The organism is Chitinophaga dinghuensis (assembly GCF_003259435.1).
In the GTDB taxonomy this organism is placed as follows: domain Bacteria; phylum Bacteroidota; class Bacteroidia; order Chitinophagales; family Chitinophagaceae; genus Chitinophaga; species Chitinophaga dinghuensis.
This window is the reverse complement of sequence record NZ_QLMA01000005.1, coordinates 523906-549669: the sequence shown is the minus strand read 5'-3', so window position 1 is coordinate 549669 and position 25764 is coordinate 523906. Positions and strand designations below refer to the sequence as shown.

The following is a 25764-nucleotide window of genomic DNA, read 5'->3' as shown; positions in this document are numbered from 1 at the left end:
GCCTTCTCCTTTTTTATTTAAATTGCCGCTTCGGATTAATATTGTTTGCTATGAAGTTATTCGGACCCAATGCGTTGCTGACGGAACATGCACAATGGATTATGCAGGAAAATATCGCCCAATTGGAAATGCTGCTGGAAGGCGACTTTGATATCAATGCGGTGATGCATGTAACCCAGCATGTGGACGTACCTCCAGTCATCCTTGCCCTGGCGGAAAATAAATTGAAAGTACTGGAATGGCTCCTGGCTCACCAGGTGCAGTTGAATCATCCGGAACATCCGGCTATCGTCATCGCAGCCTCCAATTGTAAATCGAAAACAGTACAGCTGTTATTGGATGCAGGCGCGGATGTAAATATCCGGGATAGGGTTGGAAAGACGGCTTTACACGCTGCATTATATGGCAAAAAATATGATACGATTCCGCTGCTGTTGGCCAATGGTTATAACAAAGCGAAAGATGGTAAGGCATTACGACAGGCTGTCTTCAACAGATTATATCCTGCCATCCAAATACTTTTGGATGCCGGTTTTGATGTGAATTTCCATCAGCCGGATATGGTGTTCCCCTATAATCCTTCTGCGGTATGCGTAGCGGCGCAGAACAACGACTTCTCTACGGTGAAGCTGTTGGTGGCCCATGGGGCTGATGTCTCCCTGAAAGATAATTATGGAGAACGGGCTTTTAATGCCGCTGTTGCTGTTAAGAACGAAGAGATGATAGCGTTTATACGTGCACTGGAGCCAGCACAATGGCATAACGAAGAACAACGATTAACTGATCTGAAAAGCTATAAAATGCCGGAAGCACTGATACAGTTGCTAAGAAGCGAAAACAGAAGAATAACCATTCCGGACAATGACAACCTGCAATTTCTCGAATTCCATTCTATCCTCGATGTAAAGGAAGTGAACTGGAAGAAGCATAAATTCCTGGACCTGGTGGCAGTTACAGATAACTACAGCGCGGAAGGATTTTTGGTATGGTATCCCAAAAAGAAATGCCTGGCTTATGCCGATTATGAACACGAGACATTTACAGAAATATGCACTGTTAAGGAATTTCTGCAAGACCCGGGTACACAGATCAATAAAATTTTCCTCTAATATCCATATTGGGATAAAAAAATGGCAACCCGAAGAGTTGCCATTTTTTGTTGGTGTATCATTATAACTTAATGATGGTAAATTCTGTTCTCCTGTTTTGAAGATGTTCTTCCTCCGTACATTTCACGCCGTTGGCACACTTGTTCAGGAGTTTCGTTTCTCCATATCCTTTGGCTGTCAGTCGGGAGGCCGCAATACCTTTTTGTACCAGGTATGCTACGGTGGCGGCTGCACGACGTTGAGAGAGCGCCAGGTTAAAAGCGTCATTGGCTCTGGAGTCGGTATGCGCGCCCAGCTCAATTTCCCAGGTCGGGTTATCCTGTAATAATGTAACCAGTTTATCCAGTTCTTTAGCAGCATCCGGACGTATATCCGATTTGCCCAAATCGAAATAGATGTTATCCAGTTTGAAAGGTACGCGGAGTTGTGTTTTTTCCATCTCCGTTTTCTTCTGGATGGTTACTCCATTGGGATAACCCTTCAGTGATACTGTATCCCGTTTGATGCAGTTGTAATTGGATTTCACATAACTCAGTTCATATTGACCCGCACTGTCGGCAGGGAAGCTATACTGGCCTTTTTCATTGGTTTGTGCTTCCTGTTTAACGCCTGTAATGAGGTTGGTAATAAGCACTGTTACGGCCGGCATTGGCTGGTCGTTATTTTTCTCCGTCACAATACCCTTGATGATAAATGGTAATTTAGGCGTAGCTGCGATGAAGCGGTATATATCATCACTACCTTGACCACCATCTCTGTTGGAAGAGAAATAGAGCGCATTGTCCAGTACTGCCGGCGCAAAATCGTCATGGCTGCTGTTTACCGGGGTTCCCATATGTTTAATCGCCCAGTGATTGTTTTGTTTGTCGGCCTGGAATATATCCAGCCCGCCGAGTCCGGGATGTCCGTCGCTGGCAAAGTAGAAGTGACCTTCCTTATCAAATGCGGGCGTACGTTCATTACCGGCGGTATTGATTTCTTTACCCAGATTTACCGGCGTGCTCCATTTACCATCTGTACGTACTACATAGTAAATATCGGTTCCGCCCTGATGATTCGGACCTTGTGACGATACAAAATACAGCGTATCGCCGCCTGGATTGATCCATGGATCTCCCACTGAATATTGCAGCATGGCATTGAAGGGCAGTTCCGGAGAGCTGATCCATTTATCCTGGCTGTTGCGGGTAACCTCTTTTACCTCAATATTCATAGTGAGGATAGAATCTTTTCCCAGGGCGGAAGAGGACTTCTTTTTGTAATTGGTAACAGCCAGGTACATCGTATTACCGTTGCCGTTATAGGTGGCGTTGGAGCTATGATAATCTCCGTTTATGCTTTTACGTTCGAGTGAACGAATGGCCGCACTGTCGCCCTCATACAAATGGAGGTAGCTATTACCAGTCCAGGTGTACATTTTCTTATTGATTTGCTCCTTCTCGAAGAAGGATGACTTCCTGGAATAATCATAAGGACGATCAGAAGCAAAAATGAATTTGCCGTTATACTTCGTAATGCTCCAGTCGGAGTATGGAGAGTTTAATTCCTCCATATTTTCCAGTTGGCCTTTTACGGGTTCTTTTATACGGGCGGGCGCTGTGGTGCATCCTTCCCGCATATTGCGGGCCAGAGTGCTACCAGGATTCTCCGACAAATAATGATCGAGCAGTATGGCAGCGGAATCATATTTCGCTACGTTCATCATTATAGCCGCATATCTTAGTTCATCTTCGGAGGTGCCTCCTTTGATTTGCCAGAGTTGTGCGTACCAGATGGCTGCATTTGGATAATCTTTTATCAGGCGATAGCAGTCTGCCGCCCCACGGGCAGCCTTTGGCGTAGGGGTTTTATGAAAAGCCTTGATGAATAAAGGCGTTGCTTTTTCAAAATTATAGAGTCGGTAGGCAGCCATGGCTTCGGTATACGCGTATTGCGCAGTGGCCTGATGGCTAAGGCCTGTTGCGAGAAAACTCAGCAACAGACCTGGAATAAATTTTTTCTTTGGTAGGATGGGCATAACTCAAATACTTTAAACTCCGTTAGAAATAGCGTGGCGACATCATTCTGGCGTTTCTTCTTTTGAAGAAGTAACCAATGGACAGCTCATGGGTAGGGTAGTTGGTGGCTACGGTACCATTCAGCGTCATATCGTAGGCATATCCGAGTCGCAGTTTATCGTTTACAAATACCTCTGCCATGAATACCAATGCTGCCGGCTTTTTGAGATTTTCCTGCAGGTTGGATTTACGCAGATAAGTAGAACGATAGGAAGCGCCCAGCCAAAGTTGTTTGCTGATCAGTACAAACGTATTAAGATCGACGCTGGTAGGACCTGCGAGGTCTTCTTTAATGAGAATACTTGGCTTCAGCAGCAGTTGTTCTGATAACGGCAGCAATCCTCCCATAGTAAAGTACAGATGCGGTTTTAACGGCAGGTACTCTTTCAATGCTTCGGATTTCTGGAATGACTGTGTCAGCAGGTTGCTGGCGGAGATCCCGGCGTAAAACTTCTCCCGGTTGTAAAAGATCCCAAAGCGTGCATCCGGCATGGTGCGTTTGTTTTCGCCGTTGAAAATGGCCGGGTCCAGCTGAGAGGAAGAAGTAGTAAGTAGGGAGACATCCAGTCTTTGTTGCAGAAAGCCTCCGCTAATCCCCACGGAGAGTCTGGAAGAGCCGTCTTCGTTTACCGGAATGCGGTATGCATAGGTAGCATATACGGACGTCGTATTGGACGCGCCCAGTTTATCGCTCATAGCCTGTATACCGAGGCCTACGCGGTCGTTGTTGGCAGTACCATCGGCAGCGATGGAAAATGTTTGTGGCGCGCCGGGATAGTTCGTCCATTGATTTCGGTAGAAGGCATGGATATTCCATTGCTCCCGGTAACCTGCATACGCAGGGTTTACATAGATCCCGTTAAACATGTACTGGCTAAACTGTGCATCCTGCTGTGCGGAGACGGAAACTCCGCACAGGATGAAGATCAGAACAGATAGGATTTTATGCATAGGTAATATTTTCAGCTTTTTTTTCAGCATAGTGTTATTGTATTATCGAACTAACTGTACCCATCCTTTCATGGAGATTTTACCATTGTTGCCTGGGCATACCAGTTCATAGTAGTAGGTGCCGGCATTCAACTGAGCGCCATCCCATTCATTTCTGTAATCATTGGAACGGTATACTACGTTACCCCAACGGTTAAAGACGACAAGGGTAGAACCTGGATATTTGTCTATTCCCAGAATTACAAACTTATCATTGATACCATCGCCGTTTGGTGTGAAGGCGGTTGGTATGAATACATCTGCTCCTTTAGGGGAAGTGCTGGCAGTGGCTGAGTTATTGCTCAGATCCGGATCGCTGTTATCGCCTGTTACAGTAGCTGTATTTTGGATATTTCCACCACTGGTTACTTTGGCGGTAATCAGCATCCGAACGGTTTGTCCAGGTGCAAGGGTATCCAGATTCCAACGCATTGTTTTTGTAGCAGGATCATAGCTTTCCTGGCCCATGTCGTAGCTGGTTTTGATTTCCATATCTCCAACATTGTTGGCCAGGATATCGGTAACGACTACACGACTAGCGCCTTTACTACTATTATTGGTGACGGTCAATTCGAATATTACGTTTTTACCTACTGCAATCTCTGCCGGAGGCGTTACGATCACTTTCTTAATCGCCAGATCTACCAGGCGTTTGGTAACATCAACGGTAACAGTAGATACATTAGATGCGAAGCCGGATTGATCCTGTATATAATAGGTGAAGGTATCCGTACCTCCGAATCCAGGTACCGGCGTATAAGTGACGGTTCCATCTGCATTTACAGTGACTGTACCATGTTGCGGTTTATCCTGGATATGAACATCATGGCCGGTATTGCCATAGATATCGTTTTTCAGGACATCGATCACTACAGGATCAGGTTCTTCTGTGCTGGCGTGATCATCATTGGTACGCAATGGTACCGGAACCGGCGTTTTCTGATCGGAGTTATTGCCGATGACGCGATCCGTTTCATTGCCGCTGATAGTAGCCGTATTGGTATAGTTACCTGTTTTATTCACAGTGGCAACAACCGTCATTTGTACCGATGCGCCATTCGCAAGTTGTCCGATGGTCCATATACCAGTGGTGCTATTGTAGGTTCCCACCTTAGGCGTAGCGGATTTCAGCGTATAGCCGGATGGCAGTATATCCGTTACCGTTACACCGGTAGCGTCGCTTGGTCCGTTGTTGCCTGCCACGATGGTGAATGTCACGTCTGAAGTATGCGGAGGGGCCATATTGGAAATGGCTTTCGTTACATACAGATCGGTGATTGGATCTGGTACAATGGTCACATTGCTGGTATTGTTGGTAGTAACCGGATCTTTTTCCGTAGCGGTTACTGTGGCCGTGTTACTGTAAATACCGGTGGTATTGACTTTTACCGTAATGGTCAGGGTAGCAGATTCATTGGCATTCATAGCGCCAATGTTCCAGATACCGGTCGTGTTATCGTAGGTACCTTTATCCGCAGTAGCCTGCTGGAAGGTAAATCCACTTTGTAATTTATCATTAGCTACTACATTGGTGGCGTTGCTCGCTCCATTATTTTTCACCACGATAGTGAAAGTTACCACATCTCCTGTTCCAGGAACCTGTTGACTAATCGTTTTATTGATAGAGATATCTGCAACTGGAACTGGCACTGGTGGCGTAATAGCATCGGTGTTGTTAGTTGGGTCCGTGTCTTTCTCATTACCATCTATTGTTGCCGAGTTGTTATAATCTCCGGCAGGTAATACGGTAGCAACGATCTGTAAGGTAACCGTTTGACCATTGGCGAGATTGCCAATATTCCAGATACCGGTGGTCTGACTATAGCTACCTACAGTAGCGGTGGCCTGTTTGAACTGGTAACCTGACTGGAGTATATCCTTCACCGTTACACTGGTAGCATCAGAAGGCCCGTCGTTGGTAGCCGTGATCGTGAAGGTTACCTGACTACTTACATCTGGTGTCTGATTGCTGATCGTTTTGGAAATACGCAGTTTAGTTACCGGAACAGGTACAGGTGTCACGGTACGGCTGTTATTGGTCAGGTCCGGATCTTTTTCTGTTCCTGTAACAGTAGCTGTGTTGCTGTAATTACCGGTAGCCAGTACGGTAGCAGTAATGGTAAGCGTAGCGGTTTCGCCATCCTGTAAAGTACCGATGTTCCAGGTACTTCCAGTGAGCGCACCGGCAGAAACAACGCTGTTGGTTACCTGATAACCGGAAGGCATCGCATCGGTTACCGCTACGTTCGTAGCAGGACTTGGCCCATGATTGGTAGCCTTGACAACGAAGGTAACAGTGCTACCTACATCTGGCGTATTGTTATCCACCGTTTTGATTACTTCCAGGTCTGTAACCGGAATCGCTGTTACAGTAGCACTTTGTTGGTTATTGGAAGTATTCGGATCATACTCAGTACCACTGATAGTGGCGGTATTGGTATAGTTGCCGGAAGGATTCACGGTGGCAGTGATGACCAGTGTCTCGCTACTACCGCTATTCATTGTTCCAATATTCCAGGTACCTGTAGTGTGGTCATAACCATTACCAGTAACCGTTACAAATGTAAACCCGGTTGGCAGCAGATCCTGTACGCTCACATTGGTAGCGGTACTCGGACCATTATTGGTTGCCTGTAAGGTGAATACTACTGTGCTGCTTACATCTGCGGTAGTTTTGTCGACCACCTTGGTAATCGCCAGATCTGTAACTGGTCTTACCTGCGGCGTAGCAATTGCAGAGGTATTATTGTTGGTGTTTTTATCTTTTACAGGAGAGCTGATGACAGCAGTGTTATCATATACTCCGGTAGGCAATACTTGGGCATCAATGGTGAGCGTGGCTGTTTGGCCATTGGTCATATTACCAATCGTCCATATGCCGGTGGTTTCATCATAAGATCCCAGTGAAGCGGTTTGTGAGAGGTATTTATATCCGCTCAACAGTTGATCCGTTACCGTTACAGTGGTAGCGGTGCTAGGACCATTGTTGGTAGCTGTAATCGTAAAGGTTACGGTGCTACCGGCATCGGGTGCGGCGTTGCTGATGGATTTAATGACAGCCAGATCCGCCACCGGTACAGGTACCGGGTTCGCTTCGTCGGAGTTGTTGCCAGGATTTCTGTCGACCTCAGTACCACTGATAGTCGCCGTATTCCTATAAGGGCCAGTTGCCTTTACAAGGGCGGTAACAATGAGTTTCACTGATTGTCCGGCATTCAGGCTGCCAATATTCCAGGAAGTGCCATCATAGGCGCCTGCATCTGGCGTATTGGTTTGCATGGCGTATCCCAGTGGGAGTACGTCTGCTACTACCACGCCTGTTGCAGTGCTAGGCCCATGGTTGGTGGCAGTGATCGTGAAGGTCACTATGGTGCCCACATCCGGCGTATTATTATCGACTACTTTTTGTACCTCCAGATCCGTTACTGCTATTCTGTTGACAGTCGCTTTATCGCTGTTGTTGGTAGTAACAGGATCGTATTCATTACCGCTGATATTGGCGATGTTAGCATACACCCCAGTTGGATTTACGGTGGCGGTAATGGTAAGAGTGGTGGTGGCATTTGGACTCATATCACCGATTGTCCAGACACCGGTCTTGTCGTCGTAGTCTGCCTGCGGATTAGCACTCACAAAAGTGAAGCCGGTAGGTAATAAGTCATTCACCACTACGCCGGTGGCATCGCTTACGCCTTTGTTGGTAGCTGTTAATGTGAATACTACATCTGATCCTGCATCTGCGGTAGGATTATTTACCGTTTTGGTGATGGCAAGATCAGTTACCTGTCTTACAGCAGGGGTGATTGTTTTACTGTTATTGGTCGGATCAGGATCTTTTTCAGTAGCCTGAATAGTGGCGGTATTGCTGTAATTGCCGCTGATCTTCACTTTTGCCACCATTGTGAGTGTAGCAGAGGCGCCATTATTCAATGTGCCAATGTTCCAGATGCCAGTGCCGGAGTTGTATGTTCCTACGCTTGGAGTAGATGTCTGGAGGGTATAACCATCGTTTAGGAGGTCAGACACGATTACACTGGTAGCAGGACTTGGGCCTGCATTCGTGGCGGTGATGGTGAAGGTAATAATAGTACCTGCATCTGGCGCCATGTTATCGGCCGTTTTGTTGACAGCAATATTTGCCACAGGTACTGGTACCGGAGTTGCCTTATCGGTATTATTGGTAAGGTTCCTGTCTGTTTCATTACCGGTGATAGTGGCAGTATTGGCATATGGGCCGGTTGCTTTTACAACTGCCTGTACAGTTAATTGTTTGGACTGACCGGCGGTCAGGGTACCAATATTCCATGCCGTACCGTTGTAGTCCGGATTGGCTACCAACGTATAACCGGCAGGGAGTACATCGTTTACGGTGACGCCTGTAGCATCGCTAGGACCGGCATTGGTGGCGGTAATAGTGAAAGTTACAGTGCTGCCTACATCTGGTGTTGTATGGTCGACTGTTTTTGTAATCTGAAGGTCAGTGATTGGGATGATGTTTACGATTGCCTGTCCGCTGTTATTACCTGGGGTAGGATCATACTCAGTGCCGCTGATATTAGCCACATTGGTTACGGAACCTACTTTAGTGGCTTGTGCAACAATGGTCAGTTGCTGCGTAGTGTTGGCGCCCATATTATCAATATTCCAGATGCCTGCATTGAATGCAGGTGAGCTAGCGCTTACAAAGGTCAATCCCTGTGGTAATACATCCGTTACCGTTACACCGTTAGCGTCACTTGGACCGTTATTGGTAGCGGTTAGCGTGAATGTTACATAGGAATTGATGTCGGCAGTAGACTTATCCGCTGTTTTTGTAATACTCAGATCTGTAACAGGTCTTACGTTAGGCGTAATGTTGGAACTGTTGTTGCCTGGTACTTTGTCTTTTTCTGTGGATGTGATAGTGGCAGTATTGATATATGGTCCGGAGCCTTTCACTTTCGCGGTGATCGTTAAGGTTTCCGTTTTACCATTATTCATACTTCCAATTGTCCATTTACCATTGGTATCGACATAGGTACCTTTAGTTGCGGTGTAACTCTGGAATGTATATCCAGCACCTAACAGGTCGGTTACCACTGCATTGGCCGCAGTGCTAGGACCGTTATTGGTAGCGGTGATGGTAAATTTGACAATGGAGCCTGCATCAGGATTGCTATTGTCGACCGTTTTAATTACGGCCAGATCTGCAACGGGCACTGGTACTGGCGTAACAGTTTTGCTATTGTTGGTGGTTGTTCTGTCTGTCTCATTTCCACTGATAGTAGCGGTATTGGCATAAGGGCCGCTAGCTTTCACCGTAGCAGTCACCGTCATACTGGTCGACTGACCGGAAAGCAGGCTACCAATCGTCCAGGTGTTACCTGCATAGGTCCCCATTAAAGGTGCTGCATTGACAAAGGTATATCCTGCTGGCAGCGCATCAATCACTTTCACGCCTGTAGCATCGCTAGGACCATTGTTAGTGGCAGTGATGGTGAAAGTGACGTTGGTACCAACGTCTGGTGTGCTGTTATCTACGGTTTTATTGACAGCGAGGTCTGTTATCGGAATAATAGTTACAATCGCCTGATTGCTGTTATTGCCTGGAATAGGATCATATTCATTGCCGCTGACACTGGCCGTATTGGTTACGGTACCAACCGTGGTAGCCTTCGTAACGATGGTCAGTACCTTAGAGGTATTAGCATTCATAGTACCTGCGTCCCAAGTACCTGCGCCAGAGATATAGGTAGCCGGACTGGCGGAAACAAATGTCAGTCCCGCAGGAAGGACATCTGTTAAGGTGACGCCACTAGCTTTACTTGCACCATTATTAGTAACAGTGATGGTAAAGGTTACATTTCCATTGATGTCTACCGTTGATTTATCGGCCACCTTTTTGACTTGCAGGTCTGTGGTCTGCCTTACTGTAGGTTTGACGGTATAACTATCGTTAGAAGGGTTCTTATCTTTTTCATTTGCCTTGATAGTGGCAGTATTATCATAAGAACTTGCATCACCATTTACCATAGCGGTGATTGTCAGTGTTTCTGATTGTCCGGCGAGTAATTTGGTGATGTTCCATTTACCAGTTACTCCGGAATAGATGCCGGAAGTAGGGCTGGCGGCCTGGAAAGTGTACCCGCTGTTCAGCAGATCATTCACCTCCACATTGTTGGCAGTACTTGGACCGTAGTTAGTAGCCACGATGGTGAATTTAACAACAGTGCCTGCATCAGGCGTCATGTTGTCCATACTTTTGCTAACCCCTACATCTGCCAGTTGAACTGGAACCGGATTAACGGAGGAGGTGTTGTTTGCCGGTACTTTGTCTTTCTCGTCCGCGTAGGCATTCACCGAATTCAGGTAGTTGCCATTAGGTTTGACTACCACAGCAGTGATGGTCATACTTTCCGACTGGCCACTAGGCAGGGTTCCTACGCTCCATACATTACCATTGTAAGTACCAATTGATAACATCACGTTGGTAGGACTATAAGTATAACCGCCGGTATTTATGGTCTCATTTACTTTCACATTATGTGCAGTACTAGGTCCGTTGTTGGTTACCACAATGTTGAACTGCACGGTGCTGCCTACTTCTGGGTTCGGATTATTCACTGTTTTGACAACAGAGATATCCGCTACCTGCGCGACAGTAATGACTGCATTATCGTCGTTGTTAGCGAGTGTGATTTCATCTTCATTGCCGGAAACATGCGCATTGAAATTGTAGTCCGCATTTGGTTTTACAATTCCGGTGAGTGTCAGCTTCACGGTTGATCCGGCGGGCAGACTGCCGATGGTCCATACATTGGCGCCTGCATTAAAGCCAGGGTCGCTGGATGGTTGCAGCGTGTAGCCGTTAGCGATATTCAGCAGATCTACTTTTACGCCTGTTGCAACACTAGGGCCGGCATTCTTCACAATAATATCAAAGGTATATGGATCGCCTACATCGGCAGTACTATTACCTTGAATATCTATGGAAAGATCCGTCCTTGGCGTTACAGGTATAGCTGGCGTACTGGCAGTGTTGTTGGAAGGATCTGTATCTCTGTCGGTTGTAACAATAGTAGCGGTGTTAGCGTAGTTACCGGAAGGTTTGATCTGCGCTGTCAGTACCAGCGTTACTACTTCGTCTTTCAGCAACGCGCCAATGGTCCACAGTCCAGTGGTGAGGTTCATGCTCCCTTTACCTGGAGTGGCTGTCCAGCCATAAAAACCGGATGGCAATACATCCGATACATTGGCATCATAACAGTTATTAGGACCGTTATTTTTCACTGTGATAGTGAAGGTGGCCTGGGCATCGGGATAAATTGGGTTACCGATAGTGGTAACTGTTTTTGTGATGGCCAGATCCACTATCTCTTTCGGCACAATGGTAACGTTGGCGGTATTATTGCCCGGTTGTGGATCATGTTCATTCGCCTTAATAGTGGCGGTATTGGTAAAATTACTTCTGTCTATATCCGCAGATACAGTAGTGGCAATAGTTTGGCTTTGTTGTGTGTTGGCCGCCATATTGCCGATCGTCCAGGTAAACTGACGTAGTGCGGGATCATACACAAGCCCTGCTGGATACGGAGAAACGGGTTCCAGTCCGGCCGGCAGCTTATCTGTTACGACTACGCCTGTTGCATCACTGAGTCCTGCATTGGAAGCGGTCAATGTGAAAGTGACTACATCCAGCACATCTGGCGTCATCTTATCAGCAATTTTGGTAATACGGACATCCGCTGATGGTATAGGCGTTACCGTTACTTTTTTGCTGTTGTTACTTGTAACAATATCTTCCGGATGGTCACAACTGGCGGTATTATCGTATACGCCGGCAGGATTCACCTGTACTGTTACGGTCAAAGTTTTGCTTTCGCCCGCTTTCAGGATGCCTATTGCCCATGTACCCGTGGTACTGTTATAAGTGCCCACAGCAGGGGTGGCAGACAGGAATTTGAAACCGGTTAATATCGGATCTTCTACGTTTACCCCAGCAGCGTCTCCACTACCAACGTTGGTGGCAGTAATAGTAAATGTAATATTGTTACCTACATAAGGGCTGCTCTGGTCAACGGTTTTTTGTATAGCAATATCCGGTCTTTGTATAGTCACCGGAGTAGGAGACTGGTCATCAAAGGCAGATCCATTACCATTTGCATCCGGAACGGTTCCATTCACAGAAAGATCTGTTACAACGGAAGTACCGGCAGTACCGGAAGCCTGGCCTTGTGTATTGAAGGTGCCATACTGGCCGGCATTTTTCAGATTGATAACAATGACCGCTGTAACTGTGGAACCTGCTGCCAGCGTAGCATTGCTACCTAGCAGGTTGGTATTGCCTGATCCTGTAAAGCCACTATTGCCTGCAATACCATTGAAGGTTCTGGAAACAATTGTGTAGCTCATCGGGAGGCCAAAAGTGCTACCCAGGTCTGATACTACCTGGACGCCGGTCAGCGGCAATCCGCCGAGGTTCTGAATGGTATAGGTGTATGCAATATTATAACTGCCATCATTCTGGATAACTGGCTGCGCTGCCGCGATAGCCAGTCCAATGGATGGAAATTGAAAGGTAGTATAAGTAATGTCACTCACCGGAGTGGCTCCTGCGGAAGCAGCGGCGTTACCACTTGCTCCCGCGGTATTTTTAAAAGTACCGGTTTGTGCCTGCGTGCCTGCAAAACAGCAGAGCATCAGGACAGCAGTCAACCAGTATTTTATAGCAAGGAATGTTTTCTTCGTCATAAGTTTATAGTTGAGCTGCTAGAAAAATTTAACGTTAATGCTAAGCGTGACAGTGGCAGATGCTCCTGGCGCGAGTGAAGCAGTATTAGGCAAGAGCAGGTTCGTGTTTGTCTTACCGTCAAATGCCGGGTTATACCCTGTAATACCATTTAAACTATGTCCTGTAATCGTATAGGTGACACCGTTAGGAAGGGCGGCAGGGATATAATCGGTCAGTTGCACATTATCAATCGTTACGGAAGTGGCAGGATTACTTAAAGTGAAGGTGAAATCCATGTTATAAGAACCATCTGCTTGCTGTACAGGCGTGCTGGCAGCCTTTACTACTTTAATCCGGCAGTCATCCACATTGGCATTTACACTGGAGGTACTTACAGGACAAACGCCATTGCTGGTCGTCCATTGGAAGGTATAGGTTCCAGGGGCAAGACCATTCACGGTAGCAGCGGGATCATTATTGTCACTGAACCCTGGCGTAGGTACGCCAACAGGAGCGCTTATCAGCGTCCAGGCTCCTTTACCGATAGCTGGTGCATTGGCATTAAGTTGTAATGGAGTATACAGACAAATACCTTTTGTAGTACCGGCATCTGCAGGCGTTGGTTTGTCATACACCGTAATAGGCAGATCGCTGAAACTGCTGCAACTGCCGGAGTTGATGGTCCAGCGGAAAATATAGGAGCCAGCCGGAACATTGGATACGACCGCATTCGGGTCCGCCTCAGTGAAGGTCAGACTAACAGGATTTCCTGTAGCATCTGTGATGCTCCATTTACCGGTTTCTGTCATCTGTGGCGCATTTCCATGTAAGGAAATGTCTGTGCCAGTGCCGTTCAGTATACAAAGTTCGCCTGGAATAATATTGCCTGGATTAGCCACTGCCGGGTTAGGAGGGGTGGAAGTAACGTTTACGTTGACGAGTGCTGATTTAGAAGCACAAACGCCATTGCTTACTGTCCAACGGAAAGTATACTGACCTACTTTCGTATTCAGCACTTTCGTAGAGGGTGCATTGATACCTTCAATCACGGCTGTACTGCCTGCTGGCACGGATTCAAAGGTCCATGTGCCAATTCCAGTCAAAGGAGTTTGTGCATTCAGCAGGATATTATCGATGCAGGCGTTGGTCTGATCCGCGCCTGGTTGTGGATCTGAAGGCTCGGCAGATACTACTATGCGCATGATATCTGAGTTGCTGGTGCAATAACCGTTGGAAACGGTCCAGGCAAATACATAGATACCTGGAACCAGATTTTTTATAGCCGTATTTGTAGCGCCTGGCGTAACAATCTGCGGATCTGTTGTTCCTGCTGGTTTGGTTTCCAGTGTCCAGGTACCGGTGCCGGCAGTTGGCGTGGTCGCTTGTAAGGTGGTGTTTATAGATGGCGTACCTGCAGGCAGACAGAATTGTTGATCTGGTCCGGCATTAGCAGTGGATGGAAGCGCGCTGGTAATAACCGTTGCTTCATCGCTGGAGCTGCTGCAACCAGGAATGGCAGGTAAGGTATAGGTGAATTTATAAGTATTGCCAGGTATTAAATTAGAGACGATCGCGGAGTTGTCGGAGTTCAGCGTGATTACTGCGCCGGCAGGGCCTCCTGTTTGACTCCAGGTTCCTTTACTGCCTTCATTTCCACTCACCACAGCGGATGTAGCATTACACAACTGTTGCATTGCATTCTGCACTTTGGCGTTTTCCCGCACTGTCAGTACCACTTCATCTTTAGTAACCGGACAATCAGGGCCGCTCATAGCCGTCCATAATAATGTATATACACCTGTTTTTAAGTTAGAGATGGTAGTTGCAGGATTAGTAGGATTGGTAAACTTAGGATTGCTTGGGCCACTTACAATACTCCAGGTGCCTATCCCATTAGAGATAGTATTAGCTGCGAGTACTGCTGAGGTAACGCCACAAACGTTTTGATCCGGGCCTGCATTGGCGGTGCCTGGAGGGGCAGTGATATTGTAGGTGACCTCACTGTAGTTAGATGCGCATGCGCCATTGCTGATGGTCCAGCGGAAGATATAACGTCCGTCCGTCAGATTGCTCACAGTGGCATTATTCAGGGTAGTACTGTTAAAGGTAATACCGCCTGGACCTTGTTGCTGGCTCCAGGTACCAGTTCCGGTTGCTGGCGCATTGCCGGCCAGTTGAATAGAAGTGGCGCCGCAAAGATTGCCGCCGGTTCCTGCATCCGCAGTTGTGGCAGGAGCGGAGATGGTATAACGAACGGTATCGCGCGTTGGAGGACAACCATTGCTGGCCAGTGTCCATTCCAGCAAATAATTTCCATCCGTAGCATTGGTAACATTTGCGTTGTTTTTGGAATCATCGGAGAACTGGATGGTGTTGCCACTCACCAGGTTCCATTTACCTACTTCACTGGCAGAAGGCGCATTACCTGCAAGGGTAAACGAAGTTGTACCGGGAGGCAGACATTGATCCGGTCCGGCGTCTGCTTGTTTAGGGCCTGCATTGGAGGAAGTGGTTACCTGTACGCTGGCAGCATCCTGGCCGCAACTGTTTTTGATAGTCCAGGTAAAAGTATAAGTAGTATTTGCTTTCAGGCCATTCACTACCGCATTAGGATCTGATGCATCAGAAATTGTAACGCCGGTAGTAGGGGTGAATGTCCACTGACCGCTTTCATTTAATTTAGGAGCATTCCCCTGTAACTTGTAAGGAGTGTTATTACAAATAGTCACATTCGGGCCTGCCGCTGCGGCGGTAGGATTCCGGTCAGATACCACTACTTGTACGTCGGCTTGCTGATTAGGGCATCCTACGTTACCAGTGATAATCCAGCGGAAGGTATAAGTGCCATTCAGTAATTGATCGATCAGGGTAGTTGGATCGGTTTTATCCTGAATGTTGGCAATGCCAGGACCACTTATCTGTGACCAGCGTCCGGTACCCACGGCAGGGGTATTTCCAGCCAGATGGGTTTCTGTAACATTACAAGCCAGTACTTGTCTGGTACCCGCATTGGCAGCTGTTGGCGCTAATGATAATTGCATATATACATCGGCGTATGCATCCTGACAACCTCCTAAACCATTATTGGTAGTACGTCTGAGACGAACGAGGTAAGTGCCTGGAGTAGTATATTCCGGGAGAATCAGCGGTTGTCCTGCATCCTGGAAGTCGCTGGTAGGCACGCCAGTAGGAGCGCTGATTAACGCCCATTGCGTTTTGTCGCCCCCCGTGAAAGTAAAATTGATGGTCACCAGGGAAGTACCGCATGGCGGAACCACTGGCGACGGAGCAGAGATAGTAGGAGGAGTGGTATAGTTAATCGTATAACTACCCGTGGTATTACAACCGGTATTTGGATTGCTGATGGTGTAATTGAAAACGCTTTTTACACCGGTCAGGTTTTTAATTTCAGTGGTAACGCTGTTGGGCGACTGAATATCTCCAGTGCCGGAAACGCGCGTCCAGGAAATGATTTCGCCTGCATATGCCGGAGAGAGTCCTGTAATTATGGTAGAAGCGCGACCATCGCAGTAAGTAGCGCTGGCATCTTTAGCGACGGTTACAGACTGTGTACCTACCGGAACGGTGAGGGTAACATCTGCTGAGCCATTGGCGCATGGTCCCTGTACAGTCCATCTTAATTTATAAGTGCCTGCTGTCAGGTTGGAAACGGTAGCTTTATTATCATGAATGTTACTGAACTTAGGAACAGTAGGTCCGCTAAGAACAGACCAGGTTCCCTGTTGGCCATTGATATTAGTACCGCCAAAAGAAGCATTCATGGTGGCTGACTGTGTAACCGTATAACAGTTGCCTAATGCCTGATCTGCGCCGGCGCTGACAGGCATTACTCCGCCTGGGTTGGTGATCGTGATATCATCAGAAGATCGGCAGGAATTGGTACTGCTGATGGTCCATTTAAAGGTGGCAGTGCCCGATTTCGTCGGATCTACAGTGATGTTCAGTGCAGGATTATTCTGGTTGGCCAGATTAAAATCAATGCCCGCATCGTTGCTGATCATGGACCATATGCCTGTTTCACCGGAACCTGGCGTGTTGGCATGTAGGACTGTTCCTGGCGCACATACGCTGATGTCTGGTCCTACATTGGCGAGTGTGGCCGGAAAGGTGTTATAGACCACCTCGTCAAAGATCAAAGAGCCATCTGTACATTTTGATGATAACCTGAATTTGTAAGTATTGCCTGGGGCATACCCGGTTACTTCAGTGGTAAGATTTTGAGGATCCTTAATAGTGACTGCCGGTCCCGATACCTGCGTCCAAACTGGATTTACTGCTACCAGTCCACTGCTGGAACCGGAGAGCGTAAACTTGTTGTTAGGGCAGATAGAAGTCGTAACGCCTGCATTAATAGTGCAGTTTTGTGCAAATAAACTCGCTCCCGGCAAGAATAGGAGTGCCAGTGCGATGCTACGTAGTAGGCCGCTCATTAGGTAAGGGATTTTAGTAAATCATCTAACTTATTAGGATAGGACAAAGATATATATGTAATTAAAGATAAAGTATCAATAGGACATATATATTATATTTTAACTAATCAATATATTGTATCTATATTTCATTGATTAATAGTTAATTGGATAAAAAAATACCTGACATGCGATATGTCAGGTATTTAATCAAAGTATAATATTTTCTAAGTGGAAACTATTTACGGGACTTTCTGATGGTAATATCGTCCAGAACGATATCATTTTTACCGTTATTGATGAAGTGGAGCCGAACGGTTTTCATGTTCTGTCCATATTCTTTTCCGGCATGAAAGGACAGTATCTGCTGTCTGAAATTATTCCCTGCGCTGGTATGGGCTGTTGCGGTTTGTATTAGTTCTCCTGTCACCAGTTTCATATCTGCTATTGTCGTATGTACTTCACCGTTACCTTTCTGCCAATAGGAGAGGGTATAATCGGTGTTGTTATTCAGGTAGACATATTGTTCTATTTCTTGTCCCGGTTTCAGTAACAGCGCATGTTTTCCACTACGTACACCCATTTGCGTGAGTGTCCCTGTACCTTCCCAGGGAAGGAGTTGCTCATTTGCTTCGAAGCCGGGATTAGGTAACTCGTTGCCACCTTCCAGTTCCCATTGGTAGCCACGGATGTAGTCTACTTCCATATGAACAGATCCGCCGCCGCCATAGCTTCCCAGGAACATATTCATAAAGTGATTGGGCGAGTAGATCTGATGTTTGTTGGTATAAGCCTTTATTAGTTTACCATTGATATAATGACTGATACTGGTAGGCGTCCAGAGGATGCCATGCGTAACCCATTCGTTGTTATGCTCCACACCAGTAGCAATATGCGTAGCCAGGTTATGCACGAAATTACCAAGACTGTCCACGTTCCCATGCAATACAAATTGTGCATCGAGGTTTTCGAATACGTCAATTTCAAATACCTGTCCTTTAGGTCGCACACCGGTGGTCCCTTGGCGAGTTGTTCCTTCCTGTAAATAATATTTCAGATCAGGACCCGGAGAATCGAACCAGAAGGCCGTATTCAGTCCTTGTGGCTTTCCTGTAAAACTACGTTTGACACGAACTTCAAAGTAACCGCCGCGACTATTATCCAACAGGTTTTCATTGGTCCGCCAGTCGTAGGTTTGGAGAGACGAGATTTTTCTGCCACTGGCAGGATAATATGCTTTAACGGGTAATGAATCGTTCGTGAAAATATCTATAGAATGGCCGGATAAGTGATAGGCCGCTTGTGGAAGACTATCGCCCAGCATAGCATCCATATTCACTTTATTGAGAAAATCGATATTGGAATAATATACTGTATGCCATTTGTTTTTGTCGAGCAGTTCATCGTTGAATTCATCATGCCAGAAGAGTTTCATGCCGGCAGGTACGGCAGCAGAACTGGGGATGTCCAGTTGACGGACCTCCTGGCTGTCGATCGACCATTTTGTTTCAGTGATGACATTCCCTTGTATCGTTTTGCCTTTCATTTCAGGAAAGCACATTTCCACCCAAACGTAATACTTCGTTCCTGGTTGAACATTTTGGATGTAGTACTTGTCTGTATTTGCAGGCAGTATAATACCGGGAGAACTGGGTTGGTGATGGGAGGTAGACCAGTACACCCCATAATTAGCGGCTGCCTGTTTTTTCCATGAAGCTTTAATCCAGCTGCGGGTACCTTTTAATTGTAGCCTGGATGGGTTTGCTGAAGATTGCGCCAAGACAACTTGGTGAATCATCATAAATGATAACAGTAATAAACCAGTATGCCTGATCATTCGAAGGAGGTTGTGATCGGCGCAGAAGGCCGGGAATAGTCTTTTTTTCATTGTTCAAATCATTGTTCTTGCAGCATCTGCGGCTTCAAAAATGGGGCATTTTTGTGAATACTACAAGAATATATGATATGCGGATAATGGATCAGTTTTGAACGGTATTGTTCAAATGGTTAACTTTATAAGATAAGTAACAATCAAGAAACCATGAAAATCCAACAGTTTCCTCTGATGCTGGTAACGGCATTGCTGTTATGCCTGGGCGTCCATGCACAACAAATTGACTTAGGGGTGAGAGCTGGTGTCAGTATCCCCAAATTGTCTGCTGGTGGAAATTCCACCAATCCGCTGAATGAAGGTTATTCTTCCCGTCAGGGACCTGATTTCGGGATATTTGCGGAGTTCCACATCAGCAAGTTGTTCTCTATTCAGCCAATGCTGGAATACTCTTCACAGGGTGGCCAGAAGAAAGGCTTACAGGCATTTCCCACTCCTCCGGAGCTAGCGCCTTTATTTGCGCCGAATCCAACGCCTACTTACCTCTATGGGAATTTTAAAAGCGAGGCAAAGATTAATTACCTGATGTTGCCGATCCTGGCGAAATTCGGTTGGAATCTGGGACCTAAGTCACCGCTCCGCCTGTACGTAGATGCCGGACCATTCCTTGGTCTGTTGTTGTCTGCAAAACAAGTGACCAGCGGTAACAGCATGGTATACCTTGATCCGGCAGGAACGCAGCCCATACAGCAGGCGGGCGTAAAGTCATTTGATGCTACTAACGACATCAAGAATCAGCTGCACAGCTTTAACGTAGGTATTTCCGGTAATATCGGTCTGGCCTATCATTTTGGTAGAAACCAAATCTTCATTGAAGGTGGTGGAAACTATGGTTTCCTGAACATCCAGAAAGGAGATGCCAATGGTAAGAACAACATTGGTGCGGCTACTGCTATGATAGGTTATGCTTATCGTATCAAGCAGTAAGCAATAGCTGTAAGTAATATTAAAAGCGGTCTCTACTCAGTAGCAGACCGCTTTTAATATTTTAGGGAGACACGCGTCTCTCTGTTATTTTGCGTTACCAGCGGCAAAATGGCCGGCCCTTTCCAGTATCGCCACTGTATGCCGGCAAATACAAATCAGGCGTTGTTCCTCATCAGTGATCCTGATTTCCCAGATATGCGTTTTACCTCCGAGGTGGATAGGAGTGGCTGTACCATACACATAGCCTGAGCGCGCACTGCGTATATGATTGGCATTTATCTCCATACCTACACAAATACTTGTTTCCGGATTTATTACCAACGTAGAAGCAATACTGCCCACTGTTTCCGCCAGCGCCAAAGAGGCCCCTCCATGCAGGATTCCATAGGTTTGAACTGTTCTGTGATCCACGGGCATGCGTATACGAAGAAAATTGGGCCCTACTTCTGTAAATTCCATTCCCAAATGTTCATTCATCGTGGATGTTCCTTTCTCATTCAATGCTGCGGCAGTAGTGGATGTATGCCAGATGCTTTCGTTCGCCATATGATAGTTTTGATGTGAAGTGGAAGATAGGGAATTTGGGGGAAGAGGAGAGAATTCGTATGTTTAGAGGAATAATATACAAACCTCAAAGGAATGGATACTGTAGATACTCAACGATATTTTGCACTCATTGATGTTAATATCCCTTATGAAATTGCAGAATTTTACCTCTTGCCTCTGAACGCAGACAAATCTCCATTCCCTATAACGACCAAAGTATTAAAAGATGTAGGTTTTAAATCGGATCTAAACTTAGATCCAATGGTTGAAAAAGCACAGTACACATTAATTGAAAAGTTCATCTTTGTAATTGTTGGTCAGGGCAATATGGTGGATGAAACCCTATTAAATCAGAATATCAGATCTGCATTGATGGGGTTACAGATATTGATTTATAAAAGAAAGATATGGATACCTGCAATTGGTGTAGGAGAGGGGGTGAAAGAGATAGACTGTTACAATTGGCTGTCCGAAGCTATCTGGGGTGCCGCAAGAATGCCAACACCCAATGAATTTTACTTATCCCTACCATCTATTGAGTCCTCTTACCAGTTTAAAAATGAAATGGAAGAGCAATTAAGAAATAAGGCAGATAGGAGATTTTTTATATATAGCTTAAGTTTTACTGAACCACTTAAACCTTCTGGCCGTCATCAGCGAATTCCTACATTGGATGAGATAAGAATATTGGAAAGTGAGTATTTGAATATAGATGATATTATTTTCTGCAATAAAGCTAATGTAGGTCGTTTAGATGGATACGACCCATTTGATATACCTAGAATAATTATAGATGCAATTGGGGTAGTTTACAAACTAGAGAATAAGGCCGCAACCATCCGCTGGACAACATTGTCAACGGAAATATCATTAGGCCATACGAAAAGCTATAATAGAGGTATTAGCCACCTGTCCGACAATGACCTCCAAGCAATCATGCAGCTTCTTGAAGGAAGGATTGAATTGCGCTTAGTAGGTCTAACTAAGGTAGAAGTATCCGCAATAATTGAGCGTACTTCACTCCCTGATATCTCCCATATTCAACCCATTCAGGGGCCATCTTTCAAATTAACCATTCCTGGCCTACTCAATGATACAGATACATCCACCGATCATCTGAACATCTCCAATGATGTGAAAGCTTTCGCCCGCATCATTGCATCTGGCACTTTTGAACCGCCGTTGGCCATTGCCTTGTTTGGCAAATGGGGAGCGGGAAAGAGTTTCTTTATGCGCCAGCTACAACAGGAAATAAATGCACTGAAGCAGCGTGATAGTATGCATCTGGTGAATGGGAAGACGGAAAGGGCTTATAAAAAAGGGATTGTAGATATTCATTTTAACGCCTGGTCCTACATGGATGCCAACCTATGGGCTAGTTTGATTTCCAGGATATTTGAGGTATTGGATACCTACATTACCCAAGAGCATAAAAATGAGTTGGCCTTACAAAAGGTGAAAGCATTGCTCTCCAGCCAATTGGTGACACTCAGTGATAAAGGGAAACAACTGCAAGACGCCAAAGACGAGCTGGATAACGAACTAGATGCGCTAGGGAAGGAAAAGGATGCTTTGGAAAAGTCACTTAAAGACCAGAAAATAGCTGCCCTTAAAAATACGTTTCAGGAAATTATCAAAAACATAGATGCTCAGTTCGACGTCAAGGCCAGGATAAGAAAAGATCTGGAGAATAATAAAAGCTTCCAGTACTCTGTAAAACAAATTCAATCTATTGTTCCCGAAGAGGATTGGAAGAATCCAGAGGCTGCCTACGAGGAAGCTAAATCGGGTTTTGCCTGGTTACAGGCATTTTTTACTCGAGGTAAAATCTGGAAGAACATGCTGTGGATGATAGGAATTGTAGCACTGATAATAGCCATTCCTATTGGATTGGAATTTTTATCTCGTCAAATATCTAATACACCCTTTTATATTCCCCCCGTTCTGTTGCAACTATTTGCTGTGATCGTTCCTGTTTTATGGAATGCCAGACAAACAATCAGAGAGTGGAAGCCCGTGATTGCTTCTTTCTGGAAGATCAAAGAGGAGTATGAGGCAAAGGTAGACACAGCAAAAGCTGAAGCGGCAGAGAAACAAATCGCATTGGAATTGAAGATTGCAGAAGACAGTGCCAAACTGTTACGGGTAAACGAAGAGATCGCCGGAGTAAATACTAGGATAAAATCGCTGGATGCACAGTTGACACATGCACTCAGCACTACCGCTTTACATAACTTCATCAGCCAAAGATGGGCAAGTGATGATTACTCCAAACATTTGGGTATTATCTCTGTGATTCGTAAAGACCTGGAAACGCTGAATGTACTTTTTGCCGGACATCAAGCAGAAGTGAAGAATGGGCTTGATTTACCCGACCTGTCTGAAAGTCTGAAAACGCCATTGGAAAGAATAATCCTCTACATTGATGACCTGGATCGTTGCCCGGAAGAAACAGTGGTGCAGGTACTGGAAGCAGTAAATCTACTGATGGCATTCCCGCTTTTTGTAGTGGTGGTAGGTGTGGATGCCAGTTGGGTTAAAAGGGCGCTGGAACGTAAACATAAACAAATGCCTGATGGAGGAACATGCCAGGATCCTGCTGCCTATCTGGAGAAGATTTTCCAGATTCCATTCCACCTGAAATCGCCGGATGACACAGTGGTGAAAGATATGATTGCAAAACTGGCAGGCGAACCGCAGCAAGAGAAAGAAAAAGCGAATTTAATTGTAATGTCCCAAGGGCGACATGAGGAATTACATCAACAAACAAGCGTGCGTACTGAATCAACGGAGGAAACGCTTTCATCTTATGTTGATAGCATTCCGGCAGAAGATACCACACCACATCATGAAGAGGAGGTGGCAGTAGCAGTAAAGGAAAGAATTGAAATACTTTCCTTTACTGCAACGGAAATTGAAATTATGCAGCAGATGTCGGTTATTATCGGAAATAACCCTCGTACCATCAAACGGTTCGTGAATATTTTCCGGGTGATAAAAGCGCATGAGGATTATACCTGCCTGGATGGAAAAAGTTGGGATTTGTCGGTTGTAATATTCATGGTGGCACTCTCTGTTGGGCCTTATAGGGACAAGGCCATGGAATTGGAGAACCTATTCAGTCAACCGGAAAGCAATATCAAAAATGTTTTCAGGGTATTTGTCGATTCCTATGAAACATTCCAACAAGTATTGAGCCTGGATGATATTTCATACCTCGAATCTGATATGCTCAAAAAACATTATGCATTTATTCGTCGTTTTTCCTTCAAAGGAATATAACCGATAAAATGGGTAAATTGGTGAAGGTTAAAATGCTTATGAAAATGGAACAAATTATTATTCGTGATGCCAATTTAAAAGACCTGTCCACATTACAGACAGTAGCCAGGCAAGTTTTCTTCGAAACCTTTGCGCCATACAATACGGCGGAGAATATGCAAAAATACCTGGAGGAAAGCTTCAGTGAAGAAAAGCTAGCCGCAGAATTGAATCATCCAGATTCGTTCTTTTACCTGGCCTGGGATGGGGATGCCGCTGTGGGCTACCTGAAACTGAATACCGGAAAAGCGCAAACTGAACCTCAGGAAGCCGCGGCGTTGGAAATAGAACGTATATATGTGAAAAGTGAATATCAGGGCAAAAAAGTAGGTCAGTTGCTCTACAATAAAGCACTGGAAATTGCCAAGGAAAGAAACAATTCCTTTCTTTGGTTAGGCGTTTGGGAAGAAAATCAAAGAGCAATAAATTTTTATACGAAGAACGGATTTGTTCCTTTCGATACGCACCAATTTAAGTTCGGTGATGAAATACAGACAGATATCATGATGAAGAAAAGGTTATAATAGAAAAATGAGCTGTAAGTGGCTGTGAGACCGCTTCTCCCGTTTTTCCGTGATTTTTGTGAACGGTAATAACACTATGAAAGATACTTGGTAATTTGGAGTACAGACATTTTTTTATTACCCTAAAATCACACAAAAATGAAACCTGTAAATTCAAAAAAAATCCAGCTGGGTGTAATCAAAATTGCACAACTGTCTAACGCTCAAAGTGGCAATAACAATGCAGCTGCAAGCAATTCCAGCTGTAATCACATTTGCCCTACCATTTGTTCTCAGAATTGCCCAACAGGAATATTTATTTGTACCCTGTAATTGCAAAGAGGATCAGAAAATTCGAACGCCGCGACCTGCGGCGTTTATTTATTACAAACATCTATTACTTTAAAATCTCACAACGATGAAACCTGCAAGTTCAAAAAAAATTAAACTGGGCGTAATTAAAATTTCCCAATTGTCAAATGTACAAAGTGGTAACAATCTACAGGTAAGCAACTCTACCTGTGGCCACATGTGTCCAACAATTTGTTCTTTTAACTGCGATTTGTAAACCACCCGCTGGTTCAGGAAAATAAAACAGCAAAGGTGTCTCGGAAGAGACACCTTTGCTGTTCTTAGAAACTGAGATTTGTTAGCAATCGATGTGCGAAGGCGCATTTAATCAGCATCGCGGTATTACGGGCATTCAGTTTTCCCATAAGATTACGTCTGTGACTGTCGACCGTATCGGAGCTGATGAATAATTTTTCAGCAATTTCATGATTGGTATGTCCATCTGCGATGAGGGAAAGCACTTCTTTTTCCCTTTTGGTGATATGCAGAGAGGATTTGCCGAATCTGCTGTCGGCAGCAAGTTCTGGAGACAAGAAGGTACGTCCTTCCAGGATGGTGTGAATGGCTGTCAGCAGTTCTTGTTTGTCTGCATTTTTGATCAGGCATCCGCTGGCATGGTTCTCCATCATTCGTTCAATGTTACTGTCATGTTTGCTGTAGCTGAGTGCGAGGATACTGGTGGATGGATACTGTCTTTTGATAGTGGCGCATAATTCTGCCGAATCCATATCGGGTAAGGCAGTATCAAGCATGACGAGGTCCACAGGATTACTGGCCAGGAACTGCAGGCAGGTGCGGCCGGTTCTTGCTTCTCCTTTTATTTCCATACCAGGTTCCTGGTACAACAGCGCTCTTAATCCTTCCAGGATCAATGGATGATCATCTGCAAAAAAGAGTTGGGCCATGGTTTTTCTTATTTGTTGCGTTGA

Annotated in this window: 11 protein-coding genes; 4 read left to right on the top strand and 7 right to left on the bottom strand. The window is 45.6% G+C overall.

The features are described 5' to 3' along the window. Window positions 1-50 precede the first annotated feature (50 nt). Window positions 51-1109 carry an ankyrin repeat domain-containing protein gene (locus tag CLV59_RS17455; protein ID WP_111593333.1) on the top strand — a complete coding sequence of 353 codons (1059 nt, stop codon included), beginning with the start codon at window positions 51-53 and terminating at the stop codon, window positions 1107-1109. A 61-nt stretch (window positions 1110-1170) separates the two neighbouring features. Here CLV59_RS17455 and CLV59_RS17450 read toward each other — a convergent pair whose 3' ends face one another. From CLV59_RS17450 to CLV59_RS17430, 5 genes are all read right to left on the bottom strand, one after another. Continuing rightward, complete coding sequence (locus tag CLV59_RS17450; protein ID WP_111593332.1) at window positions 1171-3126, bottom strand: OmpA family protein; 1956 nt, start codon at window positions 3124-3126, stop codon at window positions 1171-1173. Between the two features lie 22 nt (window positions 3127-3148). Further along, complete coding sequence (locus CLV59_RS17445; RefSeq protein WP_111593426.1) at window positions 3149-4117, bottom strand: PorP/SprF family type IX secretion system membrane protein; 969 nt, start codon at window positions 4115-4117, stop codon at window positions 3149-3151. A gap of 42 nt (window positions 4118-4159) precedes the next feature. Then, complete coding sequence (locus CLV59_RS17440; protein ID WP_111593331.1) at window positions 4160-12886, bottom strand: T9SS type B sorting domain-containing protein; 8727 nt, start codon at window positions 12884-12886, stop codon at window positions 4160-4162. An 18-nt stretch (window positions 12887-12904) separates the two neighbouring features. Next, window positions 12905-17317, bottom strand: coding sequence for a hypothetical protein (locus CLV59_RS17435; protein ID WP_111593330.1), 4413 nt, complete (start codon window positions 17315-17317; stop codon window positions 12905-12907). A 217-nt stretch (window positions 17318-17534) separates the two neighbouring features. Further along, window positions 17535-19184, bottom strand: coding sequence for a family 16 glycosylhydrolase (locus CLV59_RS17430; RefSeq protein ID WP_211323928.1), 1650 nt, complete (start codon window positions 19182-19184; stop codon window positions 17535-17537). A gap of 153 nt (window positions 19185-19337) precedes the next feature. Here CLV59_RS17430 and CLV59_RS17425 point away from each other — a divergent pair, with 153 nt between their 5' ends. Further along, window positions 19338-20114, top strand: coding sequence for a porin family protein (locus CLV59_RS17425; protein ID WP_111593329.1), 777 nt, complete (start codon window positions 19338-19340; stop codon window positions 20112-20114). Between the two features lie 84 nt (window positions 20115-20198). Here CLV59_RS17425 and CLV59_RS17420 read toward each other — a convergent pair whose 3' ends face one another. Beyond that, window positions 20199-20660, bottom strand: a complete 462-nt coding sequence (locus CLV59_RS17420; protein ID WP_111593328.1) for a hotdog fold thioesterase — start codon at window positions 20658-20660, stop codon at window positions 20199-20201. Window positions 20661-20753: 93 nt separating this feature from the next. Here CLV59_RS17420 and CLV59_RS17415 point away from each other — a divergent pair, with 93 nt between their 5' ends. Next, window positions 20754-23942, top strand: coding sequence for a P-loop NTPase fold protein (locus CLV59_RS17415; RefSeq protein ID WP_111593327.1), 3189 nt, complete (start codon window positions 20754-20756; stop codon window positions 23940-23942). Window positions 23943-23986: 44 nt separating this feature from the next. Beyond that, the gene (locus CLV59_RS17410) at window positions 23987-24505 is read left to right on the top strand and encodes a GNAT family N-acetyltransferase (RefSeq protein ID WP_111593424.1); all 519 of its coding nucleotides are present in this window, start codon (window positions 23987-23989) and stop codon (window positions 24503-24505) included. 611 nt (window positions 24506-25116) lie between these two features. On the opposite strand, the gene CLV59_RS17405 is transcribed toward CLV59_RS17410, so the two are convergent. After that, window positions 25117-25740, bottom strand: coding sequence for a response regulator (locus CLV59_RS17405; RefSeq protein WP_111593326.1), 624 nt, complete (start codon window positions 25738-25740; stop codon window positions 25117-25119). Between the last annotated feature and the right edge of the window lie 24 nt (window positions 25741-25764).